The following is a 19,058-nucleotide window of genomic DNA, read 5'->3' as shown; positions in this document are numbered from 1 at the left end:
TGCTGTCAATCCTCTCAGTAGCCGGCCGGAGCGCGTTGGTGCCAGTCGGTAACCTGCTGGTACTGGTGCGCGATGTTGAGCAGACGGGCTTCGCTGAAGTAGGGCCCCAGCAGTTGCATGCCCAGCGGCAGACCGTTGGCAAACCCGGCAGGCAGGGCAACGCCCGGTACGCCGGCCAGGTTGGCGGTAATGGTGTAGATGTCGGTCAGGTACAGGCTGACCGGATCGTCGATCTTCTCGCCGATCTTGAACGCCGGGGTCGGCGAGGTCGGGCAGAGGATCACATCGACCTGCTCGTAGGCGGCCATGAAGTCATTCTTGATCAGGCGGCGGATCTTCTGCGCCTGCAGGTAATACGCATCGTAGTAGCCGGCGGACAGCGCGTAGGTACCAACCATGATGCGGCGCTTGACCTCGGCGCCGAAGCCCTCGGCACGCGACCGCTTGTACAGATCGGTCAGGTCGGCCGGGTTCTCGCAGCGGTAGCCGAAGCGTACGCCGTCGAAGCGCGACAGGTTGGAGGAGGCTTCCGCAGGGGCGATGACGTAGTAGGCCGGGATGGCCAGCTCGGCGTTCGGCAGGCTGATTTCCTTGACCTCAGCGCCGAGTGCCTGGAATTGCTTGACTGCAGCACTGATGGCATCGGCGGTCGCAGCGTCCAGACCGGCGGCGAAGTATTCCTTCGGCAGACCGATGCGCAGGCCCTGGAGCGACTCATTCAGGCCAGCACTGTAATTGGGGACCGGTTGATCGACGCTGGTGGAGTCCTTGGCATCGAAACCGGCCATGACCTGCAGCATCAGCGCGCAGTCTTCGGCGGTGCGGGCCATGGGGCCGCCCTGGTCGAGGCTGGAGGCGTAGGCGACCATGCCCCAGCGTGAAACCCGGCCGTAGGTCGGCTTCAGGCCGGTCAGCGCGGTGAAACCGGCTGGCTGACGGATCGATCCGCCGGTGTCGGTGCCGGTGGCTGCGGCACACAGGCGGCCGGCAACAGCGGCAGCAGAGCCGCCGGAGGAGCCACCCGGCACGCGCTCGGTGTCCCACGGGTTGCGGGTCGGGCCGTAGAAGCTGGACTCGGTGGACGAACCCATGGCGAATTCGTCGAGGTTGGTCTTGCCAAGGCTGACCGCGCCGGCGTCGAGGAAACGCTGGGTGACGGCGGACTCGTACGGTGCGATGAAGTTGTCGAGCATCTTCGAGCCGCAGCTGGTGCGCTGGCCCTGAGTGCAGAACAGGTCCTTGTGCGCCAGCGGGACGCCGGTCAGCGGGCCTGCGTCGCCGGCAGCGATGCGCGCGTCGGCGGCGGCAGCCTGCTGCAGTGCCGATTCGGCGGTAACGGTAATGTAGCTGTTGAGGCCACCATCAAGTTGCTCGATGCGCTTGAGGTAATGTTGGGTCAGCTCGACGCTGGACAGCGCCTTGCTCTGCAGGGCCTGGGACAGTTCGGCCAGAGTTTTTTCGTGCATGAGTGTGTCTCTTGTCTGGGCGCGGCAGGATTATTCGATGACCTTGGGAACCAGGTACAGGCCTTGTTCGGTGGCCGGTGCAATGGCCTGATAGGCCTCGCGCTGGTTGCTCTCGGTGACCTCGTCGGCGCGCAGGCGCTGGGTGGTTTCCAGCGGATGAGCGAGGGGGGGAACGGCGCTGGTATCTACCGCCTGCATCTTGTCGATCAGCTCAAGAATGCCGGAGAGTTTGGCGGTGGTTGCCGGGATTTCGTCTTCGCTGATGGCGATACGGGCCAGATGCGCGATCTTTTCCACATCGGTGCGGTCCAGGGACATGTACTTGTGCTCCATGTTGCCGGTGATTTCCGGTCGTCTGGTGGCGACGGGCGCCGTTTGGTGGTTCGCCACGGAAAATGCGGGCAAAGGCGCGAATTTACCACAGTCGCGCCTTGCCCAAAAACCCCGCCATTGTTAGAGTTGCGACACTTCTGGAAGTACCGATCAGTCACCTGCTTGCGCTGCGCAGAAGGCCACCAATCAAGGCCTTTAGCCACCAGTTTCCAATTCAACAGCGCTTGGAGCAGGTGGCTTATCCGTACTTTTTCCAATTAACCCACGCGTCTTCGGGGTCTAGTCAACGCATGTTCAAAAAAATTCGTGGCATGTTTTCCAGTGATCTGTCCATCGATCTGGGTACAGCCAACACGCTTATTTACGTTCGGGACCGCGGTATTGTACTGGACGAGCCGTCGGTGGTCGCGATTCGTACCACGACTGGCAATCAGAAAAGTGTCGTCGCCGTCGGTACCGATGCCAAGCGCATGCTCGGCCGCACCCCCGGCAACATTCAGGCGATCCGTCCGATGAAGGACGGCGTCATCGCTGACTTCAGTGTCTGCGAGAAGATGCTGCAGTACTTCATCAACAAAGTTCATGAAAACAGCTTTATCCAGCCCAGCCCGCGCGTGCTGATCTGCGTGCCGTGCAAATCGACCCAGGTTGAGCGTCGCGCCATTCGTGAATCCGCACTCGGTGCCGGCGCCCGCGAAGTCTATCTGATCGAAGAGCCGATGGCTGCGGCGATCGGTGCTGGCCTGCCGGTTGAAGAGGCCCGCGGCTCGATGGTTGTCGATATCGGTGGCGGTACCACTGAAATCGCGCTGATTTCCCTGAACGGTGTTGTCTACGCTGAATCCGTTCGCGTGGGTGGTGACCGCTTTGACGAAGCCATCGTGACCTACGTGCGTCGCAATTACGGCAGCCTGATCGGCGAGTCCACTGCCGAACGCATCAAGCAGGAAATCGGCGTTGCCTTCCCCGGCGGTGAAACCCTCGAGGTCGACGTGCGTGGTCGTAATCTGGCCGAAGGTGTGCCGCGCAGTTTCACCCTGAACTCGACCGAAGTGCTCGAGGCGCTGCAGGAGTCACTGGCGACCATCGTTCAGGCGGTCAAGAGCGCGCTGGAACAGTCGCCGCCGGAACTGGCGTCCGACATCGCCGAACGCGGCCTGATTCTGACCGGTGGTGGTGCACTGCTGCGTGATCTGGACAAGCTGCTGACCCAGGAAACCGGCCTGCCGGTGATCGTCGCGGAAGACCCGCTGACCTGCGTTGCCCGTGGCGGCGGCAAGGCGCTGGAAATGATGGACCAGCACACCATGGATCTGCTGTCGACCGAGTGATCGAACTGGTGGCGAGCCGTATGCAGCAGGCCCTCCTGTCGCGCGCGGCTTGCTGCTGACGGCAACCAACCTGTGGCTGCGAGGAGCCTGCCATCAAACCGCTATTCATCAAGGGTCCGTCGCTCGGCGTTCGCCTGGTTGTGCTGACGGTACTGTCCATCGCTCTGATGGTGGTAGACGCCCGCTTCGATGCCCTCAAACCGTTGCGCGCTCAGATGGGGTTGCTAGTTGCGCCACTCTACTCTGCGGCCGAGATGCCGGTGCGCGCCTGGCAGTCGGTAACTGAACTGGCAACCAGTCGGGCTCAACTGATTGCTGATAACGAACGCTTGCGTGCCGAGGCGCTGCTGACCCAACGCAAGTTGCAGAAGCTGGCAACGCTGACTGAGCAGAACGTCCGCCTGCGTGAGCTGCTTAACTCTTCTTCACTGGTTGATGAGCGGGTACTGGTATCCGAACTGATCGGTGTCGATCCCAATCCCTTTACCCAGCGCATTTTGCTCGACAAGGGCGAGGTGGATGGTGTTTTCCTCGGTCAGCCGGTGCTGGATGCAACCGGGCTGATGGGGCAGGTGGTCGAAGTGCTGCCGCACAGCGCGCGGGTGCTGCTGATTACCGATGCTTCCCACAGCCTGCCGGTGCAGATTAACCGCAACGGCTTGCGTGCGCTGGCCGCCGGTACCGGGCGTAACGAATGGCTCGAGCTGCGCTTTGTGGGCGATACGGCCGATGTGCGGGAGGGCGATATCGTCGTCAGCTCTGGTCTCGGGCAGCGCTTCCCGGCGGGCTACCCGGTCGGGCGGGTGCAGTCGGTGATCCGCCATCCGGCTCAGTCGTTTGCCGAAGTGCGGGTCACCCCCTCGGCCCAGCTCAATCGCAGTCGCTACCTGTTGCTGGTGTTCAGCCCCGAGAGTGGCTACGGTGACGTGCTGCCTGCGCTGGAGCTGCTTCCGGAGGATGCTTCAGAGTCTGCCATTGATGCCGAGCCCGCCGGTGAGCAGGCGCCCCAAGCAGCCGCGGAATCGGAGGGATCATCTGATGCAGAGTAGTCTGGCGATCATTCTCAGTATTCTGGTGGCACTGCTGCTCAGCGTGATGCCGATGCCTGAACCGGTCAGCCTGGCTCGGCCGATGTGGCTGGCGATGGTGTTGGCCTACTGGGTCATGGCGCTGCCGCATCGAGTGGGCCTGTTGACCGCCTGGCTGGCTGGCCTGGTCTCGGATGTGTTGTTTGGGCAGCTGTTCGGGCAGAACGCGCTGGTGATGACGTTGGTGGTGTGGCTGGTTCTGCTGCTCTACCAACGCATTCGACGATTCCCCTTGTGGCAGCAGAGTCTGGTTATGCTGCCGGTGTTCGGCATCGCTCAGATGGTCATGCTCTGGCTCAACAGTCTCAGCGGCAATCGGCCACCCACTTTGTTATTCCTGCTGCCGGCGGTCGTCAGTGCAGTACTCTGGCCGTGGGTGTTCTCCCTGCTGCGCGGGGTGAGACGGCGCTTCCATGTCAACTGAGCTGCTGCTGGCCTCGGCCTCGCCGCGCCGCGCGGAACTGCTGGCGCAGATTGGTGTGCGCGCAACACGACTGATCTGCAGTGTCGATGAGCAGGTGCAGCCGGGCGAGTCGTCGGAAAGGTATGTCGAGCGGGTTACCCGCGACAAGGTGCTCGCTGCGGTGCGGGCCGCGCCCGGACGCGTGGTATTGGCCGCGGATACAGCGGTGGTGCAGGGCGATCGGATCCTTGGCAAGCCTACCGACCGTGACGATGCAATGCGCATGCTGGCGTCTTTGTCGGGTGCTGAACATACGGTAATGACGGCGGTGGCGGTGGCCTGTGATCAGCGGGTCGAGCTGGTTCGGGTTGATACGCAGGTCCGCTTTCGGGCGTTGAGTGAGGCGGAGATTAACGCCTACTGGGACACCGGCGAGCCGGCTGACAAGGCCGGTTCCTATGGTATTCAGGGCCTGGCAGCCGTTTTCGTAGAACGCATTGAGGGCAGTTACAGCGCCGTGGTGGGATTGCCGCTGCTGGAGACCGCGACGCTGCTCAAATCCTTTGGAATTCCCTGCTGGCAGCGGCTCTGACGCGGCTGTTCCAGGGCTCGGATCACCGGTATTCTGGTGACAGAACAGGAGTGGTAGAGCCCATGAGTGAAGAAATTCTGATCAATATCACGCCGATGGAGACCCGCGTTGCGTTGGTCGAGAACGGTGTGCTGCAGGAAGTCCACATCGAGCGCACTCAGCGCCGCGGCATTGTCGGCAACATCTACAAAGGTAAGGTCGTGCGGGTGCTGCCCGGCATGCAGGCGGCTTTTGTCGACATTGGTCTGGAGCGTGCCGCTTTCATTCATGCCTCGGAAATCTCCGATCGCGAAGGTCAGGCCGTCGAGCCGATCAGCGCATTGGTGCACGAGGGCAAGGCGCTGGTAGTGCAGGTCACCAAGGACCCGATCGGCACCAAAGGTGCGCGTCTGACCACGCATTTGTCGGTTCCGTCGCGGTATCTGGTGTACATGCCGCGAACCCCGCACGTGGGTATTTCCCTGAAGATTGAAGACGAGAACGAGCGCGAGCGACTCAAACAGGTCGTCGCTGACTGTCTGGAGCAGGAAGGTATTCAGGAGGCGGGCGGCTATATTCTGCGTACCGCCGCCGAAGGCGCGCGGCAGGAAGACATCCTGGTTGATATTCGTTACGTGCGCCGTTTGTGGCAGCAGATCAGCCAGCAGATGGGCGCCGCGCCAGCGCCGTCGGTGATCTACGAGGATCTGCCACTGGCGTTGCGCACCCTGCGCGATCTGGCTAATCCGCGACTCGAGAAGGTTCGCATCGACTCACGCGAGACCTTCCAGAAGGTCGAGCAGTTTGTGCATGAACTGATGCCGGGCGTGGAAGAGCTGCTGGAACATTATCCGGGCGAGCGGCCGATCTTTGACCTTTACAGCGTCGAAGATGAGATTCAGCGTGCAATGGAGCGCCGGGTGATGCTCAAGTCTGGCGGTCACCTGGTGATCGACCAGACCGAGGCGATGACCACCATCGACGTCAACACCGGCGCCTTCGTCGGTCATCGCAACCTCGAGGAAACCATCTTCAAGACCAACCTCGAGGCGGCGACCGCAATTGCTCGCCAGTTGCGGCTGCGTAACCTTGGCGGAATCATCATCATCGACTTCATCGACATGGAAGATGAAGAGCATCAGCGTCAGGTTCAGCGCACGCTGGAGAAGCAGCTGGAGCGCGATCACGCCAAGACCAACATCATTGGCATTACCGAGCTCGGTTTGGTGCAGATGACCCGCAAGCGCACCCGTGAAAGCCTTGAACAGGTGCTATGCGAGCCATGCCCAAGCTGCCAGGGTCGCGGCATTCAGAAGACCCCGGAAACCGTTTGCTACGAAATCTTTCGCGAGATTCTGCGTGAGGCGCGCGCCTATCAGGCGGGCGCCTATATGGTGCTGGCCTCGCAGTCTGTGGTTGATCGGCTATTGGACGAAGAGTCGGGCAACGTCGCGGATCTGGAACTGTTCATCGAGCGCCCAATCAAGTTTCAGGTGGAAACCATGTACACCCAGGAGCAGTATGACGTGGTGTTGATGTAATGGGGCGCTGATTCGGTGATCTGGCAACGCTGGCTTATTCGTTCGCTCAATGGCCTGATCTGGCTGCTGGTTGCCTGGCTGCTGGCCGCGGCGGCCTACGTCAGCATCGGTCGTCAGCTGGTCCCGGTCGTCGCCGATTATCAGTCTGAGCTGCTGGCCAAGGCAGAGGAACTCTCGGGCCGACACATTGAGCTGCGTTCACTCAGCGGCCAGATGCAGGGCAGTCAGCCGGTGCTGACGCTGCGCGGGCTGCGCGTTCATGAGAATGCCGAACCAGACAGCCCCGTATTGTTTGACCTGGATGACGTCACCGCGCGTATTGATGTCTGGCGCAGCCTGTGGCTGCGCCGTCCGGTCATGGATGCGTTGCAGATCCGCGGCCTGGCGCTGACCCTCAGCGAAGACCAGCAGGGTTTATGGCATTTGCAGGGTTTGGGTGAACGTACCCGTGAGGTGGGCGGGTTGGAAAAGGCGCTCGCTGCGCTGCGCGAACATCGCCGCATTACCCTGCTCGACACCGAAATTCGCGTTACCCCTTTTGGCGAGCCGCAGTGGCAGTTTGAGCGCGGCGAGATGACGTTGCTCAATGGTCTTGGCTGGCAGCGACTGGATGGCCGGCTGAGTCTGCCCGATGGCGAGCGGCTGCGCTGGCAGATCAGTGCGCTCTTGCCCGCCAGTGACCTGACTGCCGCCTCCTTTGGCTTCTTTCTCGAGCTGCCGGCCAGTGACTGGAGTCGCTGGCTGCCGGAAGACTGGCTCGAGCGGGCCCGTTTGCGTCAACTCTCGGCCGGCGGGCGGTTTTGGGGGAGTTGGCAGGATCAGCGCCTGCAGCGTCTTCAGGGCACCTTGGTTGCCCCCGAAATCGGTCTGCAGACCGACACCTCGCAGCCGACCCTCAACGACCTCTTTGCCCGCTTTGAATATCGGGATGATGGCGATCTGCAAAGCCTAACCGTGCAGGATTTCAGCATGCATCTGGGCGAGGACGTCTGGCCGACGACCCACCTTAACGGTCGGCGCGAACGCAGTTCGGGCCGTTGGTCTGTCGGCCTGGATCGCCTGCTGCTTGACCGCGCGGCGCTCTGGATTGCAGCGTTATTGCCCAATCAGCCTGTAGCCGATCTGATCTCGCAACTTGCACCGCAGGGTACCTTGCGCCAAGTGTCGGTCACTGGTGAGGGCGCGCTGGCCGACTGGCAGTCCATGCACTTTGGCGCAGCGTTGGAACAGGTTGGGGTTCAGGCGTTTCACAACGCGCCAGCATTTAACGGCGTCAGCGGCACCCTCCGTGGCAGCCCGGCAGAGGGGGAGCTGCGTGTCAGCAGTGATGCCTGGAGTATGCAGCTGCCTAACCTGTTTCCGCAGGCCTGGGAGTATCAAGATGCTCAAGGCGCGCTTTATTGGCGCTGGTCTCATGAGCAGGGCCTGCAGCTGAACGTCCCGGGAATGGCCGTCAGTGGCCCGCAGGGGCAGGGCAGTGCGTTACTTGATCTGCACTTGCCACCCAAGGGACAGACGCCAACCATGGATTTGCGGGTAGCTCTGCGCAATTCGACCGCCGACCAGCACGCCCCCTATTTGCCTCTGCGCTCGCCCGGATTCAGTCCGGCACTTGCGAAGTGGCTGGCTGCCAGCGAGGTTAAGGGCAGTGTGCCGTTGGCGATCTTTGAGTATCACGGCTCGTTACTCAAAGGGGCCACGCCGCAGGAGCGGCAGATTGGCCTCTACGCGCAGTTGCGTGAAGGGCAGATGCACTTTCAGCCGGGCTGGCCGGCACTGACCGAACTTGACGGTGACCTGCTGCTGCGTGATGGAGAGCTGACAGTGTCCAGTCGGCATGCCCGCCTGCTGGATTCGGTCTCGACCGAGGCGCAGGCTCAGGCTCAGCTGTTGCATCGAAGTGGGCCTGCCGTTCTCTCGGTTGAGTCAAACTTTACTGGTCCACTCAGCGATGCGCTCAGGCTGATGCAGGATGGCCCGCTGTCTGATCTTACCGGCAACCCTCTGGCTGGCTGGCGTGGCGAAGGCAGTTTGACCGGGACCCTGGGGCTGTCCATTCCGCTGCAACGCAGCGACGACCCGGCTGCTCAGCTTGAGGTCGACCTCAGCTCCGACGTGCAGGTCAGCCGCCTGGATATTCCGGTGCTGCAGGCCCCCATTGAGCGCGCCAGTGGGCATTTGCACTTCTCACGCAGCGACGGTCTCAGTGCCGATAATCTGAACGGTAACTTTCTAGGTGCGCCCGTCAGCGGCAGCATGTCGCCACTTGCGTCACGGGGGCAGCGGCTGCAGCTTGAAGGGCAGCACCCGATTGAGACGCTGCGTCAGTGGACACTGCTGCCAACCATTCCCGCCGGGATCGCCAGTGGAACCGTTGGCTGGCAGGCAGCTATGGATATTCGCAGCGGTCGGCAGGATCTGACGATTACCAGTAACCTGAAAGGCGTTGAGTTGACCGTGCCAGCGCCCTTTGGCAAGTCCGCTGAGACACCCAGGCAACTGGAACTGCAGATGACGCTGGCGGGCGGTGAGCAAAACTGGCAAGTGCGCACCGATGATGGCATGCATGGTTTGCTGCGTTTTCGCAATGGCCAGCTGTCCGGGGACCTGCGTTACGCCAGCGGCTCGCCGCAGCCGCCGACTGGACGCGCGCTTAGCATTCAGGCGCAGGTACCGTCGCTGGATTGGGAAAGCTGGCGTAGTTGGGCAGCAAACGTCAGTAGAAATAGCGATACAACCCCGGCAGCCAAGGCCGATGGTGGCGTACTGGCAAAACTGGTGCGTCAGCTTGATCTGCGCGCAGACACCTTTACCGGTTTTGGTTTGACGCTGGCGGACACCCACGCATTGATTGCGCGCGAGGCAGCGCACTGGCGAGTAACGGTGGATCAAGCCGATGTTGCCGGTCGGATTCTGGTGCCGGACGACCCCGCCCAGCCGATTGATATTGCGTTGCAACGGTTGCGACTTAATGCGGTGGACGAGGATATCAGCCAGTTGCCACTGGCATCGCCGGACGATAGTCAGCCTGAGGCGGACAAGCCTGATCCCCTGGCTGATTTCCGGCCTTCAACGTTGCCGCCGCTTGATGTCCGGATCGAACAGCTTTCTTGGGGTAGCAAGCCGATCGGGCTGGCGCGGTTCAGTTTGCGTCCGGATAGCACCGGAGCGCGGTTGCCCGACCTGGAATTGAATCTGCGTGGATTGACGCTCAAGGGCAGTATGGACTGGCGTGAGCAACCGGCGCACAGTGTCTTCGAAGGTAGCCTGGAGGCTGAAGATATCGGCCAGGTACTGCAGTCCTGGGGATACGCGCCAACCATTACCAGCAAGCGCTTCCTGACCAACGCCGCGTTGAATTGGCCAGGCTCTCCCGCCGCATTCAAGCTGCGTCGGGCCTCGGGTACGCTGGGTATCGAAGCCCGTGATGGCATGCTGCAGAGTGGTGAGACCAGCGCCGAGGCATTGCGGGTATTCGGTCTGCTCAACTTCAACGCCCTGACCCGGCGTCTGCGGCTCGACTTCTCCGACCTGTTCAGCAAGGGAACGGCCTATGACACACTGGACGGCGGTCTGTACGTAGACAACGGTGTGCTGCACAGCGAACAGCCGGTTGTGCTCGAAGGGCCAAGCGTCAAGATTCAGAGTGAAGGCAGTCTGAATCTGCGCAGCAATCAGGTCGATATGGGCATGCTGGTGACCCTGCCGGTGACCAACAACCTGCCCTTGGCGGCGCTGATCGCTGGCGCGCCGCAGATTGGTGGCGTGCTGTTTCTGGCTGACAAGATCCTTGGCGACAAGGTCGCCCGTTTCGCCTCGGTAAAATACAAGATCAGCGGTGACTGGCAGCAACCCACGGTCGAGTTTGATCGTGCCTTTGACAACAAGGCAGCACTGGAGGAGGACTGATGTCCAGGGTAGCGGCAATTCAGATGACCAGTGGCCCGGTGGTGGCTGACAACCTTCAGCGTGCCGGCGAGTTGATTGCTCAGGCCGCGGAGCGGGGCGCAGAATTGGTGCTGTTGCCCGAGTGCTTCGCCGCCTTCGGCAATCGTTCGCTGCAGGCCATTGCCGATGCTGAATGGGGTGCAGAGCAGCCCATTCGCCGGTTTCTTGCCGATCAGGCCAGGGCGCATGGCATCTGGTTGATCGGTGGCAGCCTGCCGTTGCCAAGCCGTGCCGGCGGCAAGCCGCTGGCCTGTCAGCTGGTAGTTGATGAGCAGGGGCGCGAGGTCGCGCGCTACGACAAGTTGCACCTGTTTGATGTGGATGTCGCCGACAGCCATGGCAGTTACCGTGAATCGCGCGATTATGGCTTTGGCGAGCAGGTTGTTTGTGTGGATAGCCCGGTCGGGCGGGTGGGTCTGAGTATCTGCTACGATGTGCGTTTTCCCGAGCTGTATCAGGCTTTGCGTGCCGATGGCGCCGAGCTGATCGTGGTGCCGGCCGCGTTTACCGCCGTCACCGGTGCCGCCCACTGGGAAGTACTGCTGCGCGCCAGGGCGATCGAGATCCAATGCTGGGTACTGGCCGCCAACCAGACCGGTGAGCATCCCAGTGGCCGTCAGACCTTTGGCCATAGCTGCCTGATTGACCCATGGGGCGCGGTGCAGGCCTGCCTGCCGGATGGCGAGGGTGCCATTGTCGGTTCACTGGATCGCAGTCAGCTCGAATCCGTGCGTACACGTATGCCCATCCTCAGCCACCGTCGTTTTGCCCTGGCAGCCCAGCCGCTGTCCGTGGCCAAGGAGTTTGAACATGAGTGACCTTATTACCCGTGCCGAGCAGGCGTTGCTGCAGCCTGCCGACCTTACGCCCGACGCGGTTGCCGGTGTCCTCGGCACCTTGCTGCAGGCGCCCGGCGTTGACGCCGCCGACCTGTATTTTCAGCATCAGCTGAGCGAGTCCTGGGTGCTGGAAGACGGCATCGTCAAGGACGGCAGTTTTCACGTTGACCAGGGCGTCGGCGTGCGTGCCCTGTCCGGTGAGAAAACCGGTTTTGCCTACAGCAACGATATCCGCCTGCCGGCGTTGACCCAGGCCGCCGGAGCCGCGCGCTCGATCGCCCGGGCCGGACAGACCGGCAGCGTGCAAGCCTGGCAGCGTCCGGACTGTGCACCGCTGTATCCTGCGGTGAACCCGCTGGATGTCATGCCCCAGGCCGACAAGGTCAGTTTTCTGCAGCGCATCGATGCCTTCACCCGTAGCCTGGATCCGCGCATCACCCAGGTCAGCGTCAGCCTCAGCGGTGTGCACGACACCGTTATGGTCGCCGCCAGTGACGGCACCTGGGCTGGTGATATCCGTCCGCTGGTGCGCATGAATGTCAGCGTGATCATGGAGCAGAACGGCCGTCGCGAGCGTGGCAGCAGCGGTGGTGGCGGACGCACCGACTATCTCTACTTTGAAGCTGAAGAGCGCGCCCTCGGGTATGCCCGTGAGGCCGTGCGCCAGGCCTCGATCAACCTGGAGGCCATCGCCGCTCCTGCGGGCAGCATGCCGGTGGTGATGGGCTCGGGCTGGTCGGGTGTACTGCTGCACGAGGCGGTCGGTCACGGTCTCGAGGGGGACTTCAACCGCAAGGGCAGCTCCGCGTATAGCGGCCGGGTTGGCGAAAAAGTGGCGTCCAGCCTGTGCACCATCGTGGATGACGGTACCCTGCCGGGCCGTCGTGGCTCTCTGACCATGGACGACGAGGGCGTACCGAGCAACTGCACCACGCTGATCGAAAACGGTGTCCTCAAGGGCTACATGCAGGACAAGCTGAATGCCCGCCTGATGGGCGTCGCCGCGACGGGCAATGGTCGCCGTGAGTCGTACGCGCACCTGCCGATGCCGCGCATGACCAATACTTACATGCTGGCAGGCGAAAGCGATCCGGAAGAAATCATTGCCTCGGTCAAAAAAGGCATTTATTGCGCCAACCTGGGCGGTGGCCAGGTGGATATCACCAGTGGCAAGTTTGTGTTCTCCACCAGCGAGGCCTATTTGATCGAGGATGGCAAGATCACTGCGCCGGTCAAGGGCGCGACGTTGATCGGCAACGGTCCGGAGGCGATGAGCCGGGTGTCGATGGTCGGCCATGACCTCAAACTCGATACCGGTGTTGGCGTCTGTGGCAAGGACGGCCAGTCAGTGCCGGTCGGGGTTGGTCAGCCGACCTTGAAAATTGATCAGATCACGGTTGGCGGTACCGGCTGAGCCGGGCCACCTGCCGCGCGTTCATTGCGATTCGAAGCGCCCAGCCAGTCGGTTCTTGCGAACCTGATCGACTGGAAACACCTTGCCGCTCATGGCGACATAGACGCCGTGGGGCAAGCAGTTGAGCGCGCCGACTGCCAGGCCGAGGTTGAAGCTGGCATCGGTATCACGAAAGCGCGCGGGCTGCATGGCACCGGTCAGTACGATGACCTTGCCATCGATATCGGCCAGCGCCGTTCCGGTCACCGTCATGGTGTCGGTGCCGTGAGTAATGAGAATGTGCTCGTAAGGGCTGGCGGCGACCTTGGCATGGATCAACTCACGATCATCGTCGGTCAACTCGAGGCTGTCCTTGCGGGTCAGCGATTCGACGCCGTACTCAAAACCGACGCGACCCTGCTGCAGAATGTCTGTCGCCATCGGCTCACCAATCTGAAAATCACTGAGGGCGTCGAAGTAGACCTTGTCGATGGTGCCGCCGGTGGTGAAAATTTGAATGAACATCCTGTTTCCTTGCTGATGAGTCTGTCTGCGCATGTCTGCTGATGCTGAGCAGTGTAACTCGCCTGTCGCGCCCACGCGTACCTGGTGGGTGTATATGGTGCGCGCGCAGAACGGTCACCTGTACACGGGCATTAGCGTGGACCCGGAGCGCCGCTTTGCCCAGCACCAGCGCGGCAAGGGCGCGCGCTTCTTCAATCGCAGTCCGGCGGCCGCTTTGGTCTGGCGCCGGGAGTGTACTGATCACAGCGATGCTCTACGCCAGGAAATCGCCATCAAGGCGCTGACCCGCAAGGCCAAGGAGCGCCTCATCAGCCAGTTGGATGAGTCTTCATCAACTGGGGCGAGAGACTAGTCAGCGCGCCTTCCTCGGGTCTAAAGTGGCTGCTCAATTTGCCGGAGAGCTGTCATGACTGATCTGATTCTGCACCATTACCCGCAATCTCCCTTTGCCGAAAAAGCGCGCCTGATGCTGGGGTTCAAAGGCCTGTCCTGGCACTCGGTGATGATTCCGCCTGTGATGCCAAAGCCGGATTTGACCGCATTGACTGGCGGCTACCGCCGTACCCCGGTACTGCAGATCGGCGCTGACATCTACTGCGATACCGCGCTGATCGCCCGACGTCTGGAGCAGGAAAAGAGCGGCCCGGCATTGTTCCCGGAGGGCCAGGAAGCCGCCGCTGCGGGCCTGGCCCAATTGGCTGATCAGGTATTGTTCCAGCACGCGGTCGCCATCAACTTTCAGCCACAGGGTCTGGCCGAACGCTTTGCCGGTATGCCGGAGCAGGTAATCAAGGCGTTCGTGGCAGATCGTCAGAAGCTGTTCACCGGTGGTACTGCAAGCCGACTGGATACCGATGTTGCTCTCAGTCAGTGGCCGGCGCTGCTGTCACGCCTGGAGCTGCAGCTGGAGCGCGATGGTGACTTCCTGCTGGGCGAACACCCCAGCATTGCTGATTTCGCGCATTATCACGCGCTCTGGTTTGTCGCCAGCAACCGCGCCGTTGCTGCAGCGCTTGAGCCGTATCCGGCGGTACGTGCCTGGATGCAACGGGTTGCTGACTTCGGTCACGGCTCGCACACCGACATGAGCGGCGAGCAGGCAATCACCATTGCCCGCGAAAGCGCGCCAGCGCCGCTGCCGGCCGGTGCGATTGCCAGTCCCGGCGGCTTTGAAGTCGGTCAGGCAGTGACGGTCAGTGCCGTTGATTACGGCACCGATGAGGTGGCAGGTACGCTGGTGTTTGAGGGCGAGGAGGAAATCATCATCGCCCGTGACGATGAGCGTGCTGGCCTGGTGCACGTCCACTTCCCGCGCTTCGGCTTCCGCATCCGCGCGGCCTGATATCGCACAACTGAGGCCAGCAGTCAGGTGTGACTGCTGGCTGACGTGTTTGGCAACAACTTATTTCTTCGTGCCCCTCTCGTCGACGCGCTTGGCTGGAGGTAGTCTCGGCGTGCGGTCATCCTGATCGCGGTCGCAGGGGTACATCTTCATGTTCGACTGGATTTTTCTGCCAGAGGCTTGGATCGCTCTGGCAACGTTGCTCGCACTGGAAATCGTGCTGGGCATCGACAACATCATATTTATCTCCATTCTGGTTGGTCGCTTGCCTCCCGAGCAGCGTGAATTTGCGCGCCGGCTGGGAATAGGTTTCGCGATGCTGACGCGCTTGGCACTGCTGTTTTCACTTGCCTGGATCATCGGACTCGTCGAACCCTGGTTCAGCGTGCTGGGGCGGGAAATATCGGGTCGTGATCTGGTGCTAATCGGTGGCGGATTGTTCCTGCTGGCCAAGGCAACCCACGAAATCCATCTGAGCCTGGAGGCGCCGGGGCAGACCGAGCAATCTCTTGCTTCAGCAGCGGGTAGCGGCATGGTCGGCATCGTGGCCCAAATTGCGGTTCTGGATATCGTATTTTCGCTCGATTCGGTCATTACCGCAGTGGGGCTGGTTGAGCACCTGGCTGTGATGGTGATCGCCATTCTTGGGGCGGTAGCAGTGATGCTTTTTGCCGCGCGCCCGATTGGCGAGTTTGTGGATCGTCATCCGACTATCAAGATGCTGGCCCTATCGTTCCTGATGATGATTGGCCTGACGTTGATGGCCGAGGGGTTTGATGTACACGTTCCGAAAGGCTACATCTACTTCGCCATGGCGTTCTCGGTGGCGGTTGAATTGCTGAACATTCGTGTCCGCCGTAACCGCGAGCGCCCGTCAGTCACTGATTGAGGCTCAGTTATCCATGGGGCGGTAGCTCGGAATCGACTCGACGCGCTGCAGCCAGCGGCGGATAGCTGAATAGGCTTCCAGCGAGAAACCGCCCTCGTGGGCAACATGGGTATAGGCGTAGAGCGCGATGTCGGCGAGGGTCAGCTGGTCGCTGACCAGAAAGTCGCTTTCGGCTAGCTGCTGCTCCATGACCGTCAGCGCTCGGTAGCCTCCGGGTAGCCGGGTTTCGTATTCAGCCTTCCGCGCTTCGGGCATACCCTGATACAGCTTGATAAAACGTGCGACCGCGATGTAAGGCTCGTGGCTGTACTGCTCGAAGAACAGCCACTGCAGCATGCGAGCGCGCAGGTAGGCGTCGTCCGGCACGAGTGCGCTGCCTTCGCCCAGATACAGCAGAATGGCATTGGACTCGGCCAGCGTGCGGCCGTCGTCTAGTATCAGCGTCGGTACCTTGCCGTTTGGATTGAGTTTGAGGAAGGATTCAGTGCGGGTTTCGCCGGCCATGATGTCGACCGCGCGCCACTGATAGTCGAGGCCCAGCAGTGCGCACAGCAGCTGCAATTTGTAGCAATTCCCCGAACGCCCGTCGCCATAGATGATCATGCTGGTGCTTCCTGCGGATTGATGTTCGCCTTTCTGACATAAAACACGGCGTGCCGGAAGTGCTGGCTGTTCAGGAGTGAGAGCCAGCCAGGAGTAGCCGGGTGTGCCGCTGTTCAAGCAGATCGAAGATCCACTTGCCGGGCAGGGCGTTCTTCCAGGTCAGGAATAGAGCGCCTTTGAGGGTCAGGGCACGTCTTCCCTGGCTGTCGATTTCTGGTTTGCAGTAGCCCAGCTGGACCAGTTCATCAGACTCGCGCGCGATAAAGGCCTCGATCGGACGAAAGCCCTGATCGCTGGGGTAGGGGATGGCTGGTGCCGAATTGGGCAGCCGGTCGCGCAGACGCTGGAGCGTGCCGAACAGCAGCTTCAGGCTGTTGACATCGGTCATTCTCACGCCGAGCCGGCAGGGCATTGTCGGGTAGGAGGACAGCGTTGGCGCATTGTGCACATCCAAGAGGCTGCCGTCGGCGTAGAGTTGGGTGAACTCTGCGTAGGTCACCCGGCGTTTGCCACTGCTCATGGTAACCAGCATCGCTGCTGCTTGATCCTGCGGGTGAACATAGAGCGAAAAGTGGCTGACGGTGTGACTGGAGGGCAGGGCCGAGGAGCCAACATGGACGAAACTCAGGGCCTGAAGCTGTTCATCCAGTCGCTTGAAAACGTCCCCGCGCTTGGCGAGGAAGCCGTCGTGATCTGTATCGCTGAAACGGACTCGGGCTGGAATTCGTTGGGTGCGTAGAACCAGCAGCGGACCTATCACGTTTATTGCAAGCAAGGGTACCAGCAGGACAACCAATAGCAGATTCAGCATGGTCTGCCCCTCCCATTTATTATTTTTCTGGTGACGGGGCGACGGATCACCCATCGCTGTGGACAGGTTTAGTTCAGGATGTCGGGCAGGTCAACGGCGAGGTGCCGAGCGGCTGCAGCAAGCTGCGCATGAGCGTATGCTGGGCGATCAGCTTTCGGTACAGCCGTCTGGTGGCATTCAAGAGTCGTGATAGTTGGGGGGCATGTGGACAGCATCATCGTTGTAGACAACCTGACCAAGACCTATGAGAGCGGCTTTCGCGCTCTCAAGGGCGTCAGTCTGAGCATTCGGCGCGGAGAGATTTTTGCGCTGCTGGGGCCAAACGGTGCGGGAAAGACCACCATGATCAGCATCATCTGTGGCCTGGTGAACGCCAGCAGCGGCCGGGTACTGGTCGATGGCTACGATACCGTACGCGACTACCGCAAGGCGCGCAGTTGCATTGGACTGGTGCCGCAGGAGCTGACCAACAACATGTTCGACACGGTCTGGGCGACCGTGCGTCTGAGTCGCGGCTTGTTCGGCAAGCCGCGCAATGATGCCCTGCTGGAGCAGATTCTGCGTGAGTTGTCACTGTGGGATAAGCGCCACGAGCGGATCATGGCGTTGTCCGGCGGCATGAAGCGTCGAGTGCTGATTGCCAAGGCGCTGGCGCACGAGCCTGAGGTGCTGTTCCTCGATGAACCAACGGCTGGCGTCGACGTCGAACTGCGCCGCGATATGTGGAACATGGTTCGCCGGCTGCAGGAGCGCGGGGTAACCATCATCCTGACCACCCACTACATCGAAGAAGCCGAGGAAATGGCCGACCGTATCGGTGTGATTCGCCAGGGTGAGCTGATTCTCACCGAAGACAAGGACACCCTGATGCAGCAGTTGGGCACGCGCCAGCTGACCCTGCAATTGCAGCAGCCGCTGGAAGTCGTACCCGCTGCGCTCGCCGGCTACCCGCTGGTACTGGGTGAGCAGGGGCATGCGCTGGTGTATACCTTCGATGCCAAGGCGGAGCAGAGCGGCATTGCCGAGCTACTCAAGCGCATCGACCAGTTGGGTATCGAGGTACGTGACCTGCACTCCAGTCAGAGCTCGCTGGAGGACATTTTCGTCGGGTTGGTGCACAGCCGGGCGCAGACAGACGAACAGGCAACAGGGAGCGCCGCATGAATCTGTACGGAGTTAAGGCCATCTACCTGTCGGAAATGGCGCGGATGATGCGCACCCGACTGCAGAGCATTGCCTCGCCGGTGATCTCGACCTCGCTCTACTTCATCGTCTTCGGTGCGGCGATTGGTACGCGCATGACCGAGATTGATGGCGTCAGCTACGGCGCCTTCATTATTCCGGGTCTGATCATGCTGATGTTGCTCAATGAGAGCATTTCCAACGCGTCGTTCGGCATCTACATGCCGCGCTTCACTGGCACCATCTACGAGGTACTGTCGGCGCCAGTGTCGCCGCTGGAGATCGTTGTCGGCTACGTTGGTGCCGCGGCAACCAAGTCGGTACTGCTCGGCCTGCTGGTGTTGCTGACCGCCCGGCTGTTTGTCGATTATGAGATTCAGCATCCGGTCTGGATGCTCGGCTTTCTGATCCTGACCGCGGTGACCTTCAGTTTGTTCGGCTTCATCATCGGGGTCTGGGCCGACGGTTTCGAGAAGCTGCAGATCATCCCCTTGATGATCGTTACGCCGCTGGCGTTTTTGGGCGGCAGTTTCTACTCGATCACCATGCTGCCGCCGCTATGGCAGACGGTGACGCTGTTCAATCCGGTGGTCTACCTGATCAGCGGCTTCCGCTGGAGCTTCTATGGCGCCGCTGATGTGCACATTGGCGTAAGTGTGGGGATGACGCTGGTGTTTCTGACCCTGTGCACCAGTGCGGTGTGGTGGATCTTCCGCACTGGTTATCGCATCAAGCCGTGAGTGCAAGAGTACTGTCCGCTGCCTGACGGGTGTTTTTTCGGGTCAAGCTGCTG

The 19,058-nt window shown here is 61.3% G+C and carries 18 protein-coding genes; 13 read left to right on the top strand and 5 right to left on the bottom strand.

The genetic code is table 11. The features are described 5' to 3' along the window. Window positions 1-14: 14 nt before the first annotated feature. Entirely contained in the window at window positions 15-1,466 is a 1,452-nt protein-coding gene (gene gatA / locus AAFM31_RS08300) for an Asp-tRNA(Asn)/Glu-tRNA(Gln) amidotransferase subunit GatA (RefSeq protein ID WP_341707449.1), read from the bottom strand. Between the two features lie 30 nt (window positions 1,467-1,496). After that, a complete protein-coding gene (gatC, locus tag AAFM31_RS08295; RefSeq protein WP_341707448.1) occupies window positions 1,497-1,784 on the bottom strand; it encodes an Asp-tRNA(Asn)/Glu-tRNA(Gln) amidotransferase subunit GatC in 288 nt (95 codons plus the stop codon). A 305-nt stretch (window positions 1,785-2,089) separates the two neighbouring features. On the opposite strand from gatC, the gene AAFM31_RS08290 reads away from it, so the two are divergent. From AAFM31_RS08290 to tldD, 8 genes are all read left to right on the top strand, one after another. Then, a complete protein-coding gene (locus AAFM31_RS08290) occupies window positions 2,090-3,130 on the top strand; it encodes a rod shape-determining protein (RefSeq protein ID WP_341707447.1) in 1,041 nt (346 codons plus the stop codon). Window positions 3,131-3,270: 140 nt separating this feature from the next. Next, window positions 3,271-4,179 carry a rod shape-determining protein MreC gene (gene mreC, locus AAFM31_RS08285; protein ID WP_371833025.1) on the top strand — a complete coding sequence of 303 codons (909 nt, stop codon included), beginning with the start codon at window positions 3,271-3,273 and terminating at the stop codon, window positions 4,177-4,179. Further along, a complete protein-coding gene (gene mreD / locus AAFM31_RS08280) occupies window positions 4,169-4,642 on the top strand; it encodes a rod shape-determining protein MreD (RefSeq protein ID WP_341707446.1) in 474 nt (157 codons plus the stop codon). Before mreC ends, mreD begins: the two co-directional genes overlap by 11 nt. Next, a complete protein-coding gene (locus AAFM31_RS08275; RefSeq protein WP_341707445.1) occupies window positions 4,632-5,213 on the top strand; it encodes a Maf family protein in 582 nt (193 codons plus the stop codon). The genes mreD and AAFM31_RS08275 overlap by 11 nt, the downstream gene beginning before the upstream one ends. A 62-nt stretch (window positions 5,214-5,275) precedes the next feature. Further along, a complete protein-coding gene (gene rng, locus AAFM31_RS08270) occupies window positions 5,276-6,733 on the top strand; it encodes a ribonuclease G (RefSeq protein ID WP_341707444.1) in 1,458 nt (485 codons plus the stop codon). Between the two features lie 15 nt (window positions 6,734-6,748). Then, a complete protein-coding gene (locus AAFM31_RS08265; RefSeq protein ID WP_341707443.1) occupies window positions 6,749-10,642 on the top strand; it encodes a YhdP family protein in 3,894 nt (1,297 codons plus the stop codon). Continuing rightward, window positions 10,642-11,499 (top strand): carbon-nitrogen hydrolase family protein, encoded by an 858-nt coding sequence (locus tag AAFM31_RS08260; protein WP_341707442.1) that lies wholly within the window; start codon window positions 10,642-10,644, stop codon window positions 11,497-11,499. The genes AAFM31_RS08265 and AAFM31_RS08260 overlap by 1 nt, the downstream gene beginning before the upstream one ends. Continuing rightward, the gene (gene tldD, locus AAFM31_RS08255; RefSeq protein WP_341707441.1) at window positions 11,492-12,934 is read left to right on the top strand and encodes a metalloprotease TldD; all 1,443 of its coding nucleotides are present in this window, start codon (window positions 11,492-11,494) and stop codon (window positions 12,932-12,934) included. The genes AAFM31_RS08260 and tldD overlap by 8 nt, the downstream gene beginning before the upstream one ends. Before the next feature lie 21 nt (window positions 12,935-12,955). On the opposite strand, the gene AAFM31_RS08250 is transcribed toward tldD, so the two are convergent. Then, window positions 12,956-13,438, bottom strand: a complete 483-nt coding sequence (locus AAFM31_RS08250; protein WP_341707440.1) for an asparaginase domain-containing protein — start codon at window positions 13,436-13,438, stop codon at window positions 12,956-12,958. 31 nt (window positions 13,439-13,469) lie between these two features. Between AAFM31_RS08250 and AAFM31_RS08245 the strand changes: the two genes are divergently transcribed. The 3 genes from AAFM31_RS08245 (at window position 13,470) to AAFM31_RS08235 (ending at window position 15,669) form a co-directional block, all read left to right on the top strand. Further along, on the top strand, window positions 13,470-13,790 hold the full coding sequence (locus AAFM31_RS08245) for a GIY-YIG nuclease family protein (RefSeq protein WP_341707439.1): 321 nt from the start codon (window positions 13,470-13,472) through the stop codon (window positions 13,788-13,790). 54 nt (window positions 13,791-13,844) lie between these two features. Further along, on the top strand, window positions 13,845-14,780 hold the full coding sequence (locus AAFM31_RS08240; RefSeq protein ID WP_341707438.1) for a glutathione S-transferase family protein: 936 nt from the start codon (window positions 13,845-13,847) through the stop codon (window positions 14,778-14,780). A 151-nt stretch (window positions 14,781-14,931) separates the two neighbouring features. Further along, a complete protein-coding gene (locus AAFM31_RS08235; RefSeq protein ID WP_341707437.1) occupies window positions 14,932-15,669 on the top strand; it encodes a TerC family protein in 738 nt (245 codons plus the stop codon). A gap of 3 nt (window positions 15,670-15,672) precedes the next feature. Here the strand turns inward: AAFM31_RS08235 and AAFM31_RS08230 are convergent, their stop codons facing one another. Together AAFM31_RS08230 and AAFM31_RS08225 are read right to left on the bottom strand one after the other, a co-directional pair. Further along, the gene (locus tag AAFM31_RS08230) at window positions 15,673-16,272 is read right to left on the bottom strand and encodes a glutathione S-transferase family protein (RefSeq protein WP_341707436.1); all 600 of its coding nucleotides are present in this window, start codon (window positions 16,270-16,272) and stop codon (window positions 15,673-15,675) included. Between the two features lie 70 nt (window positions 16,273-16,342). Then, a complete protein-coding gene (locus AAFM31_RS08225) occupies window positions 16,343-17,083 on the bottom strand; it encodes a hypothetical protein (RefSeq protein WP_341707435.1) in 741 nt (246 codons plus the stop codon). A 204-nt stretch (window positions 17,084-17,287) separates the two neighbouring features. Here AAFM31_RS08225 and AAFM31_RS08220 point away from each other — a divergent pair, with 204 nt between their 5' ends. Beyond that, the gene (locus tag AAFM31_RS08220) at window positions 17,288-18,247 is read left to right on the top strand and encodes an ABC transporter ATP-binding protein (RefSeq protein ID WP_341707434.1); all 960 of its coding nucleotides are present in this window, start codon (window positions 17,288-17,290) and stop codon (window positions 18,245-18,247) included. Then, window positions 18,244-19,005, top strand: a complete 762-nt coding sequence (locus AAFM31_RS08215) for an ABC transporter permease (protein ID WP_341707433.1) — start codon at window positions 18,244-18,246, stop codon at window positions 19,003-19,005. The genes AAFM31_RS08220 and AAFM31_RS08215 overlap by 4 nt, the downstream gene beginning before the upstream one ends. The last annotated feature ends 53 nt before the right edge of the window (window positions 19,006-19,058 follow it).

Source organism: Halopseudomonas sp. (assembly GCF_038130085.1).
Classification (GTDB): domain Bacteria; phylum Pseudomonadota; class Gammaproteobacteria; order Pseudomonadales; family Pseudomonadaceae; genus Halopseudomonas.
The sequence above is the reverse complement of the archived record's forward strand: the minus strand, read 5'-3'. Positions and strand labels throughout refer to the sequence as shown.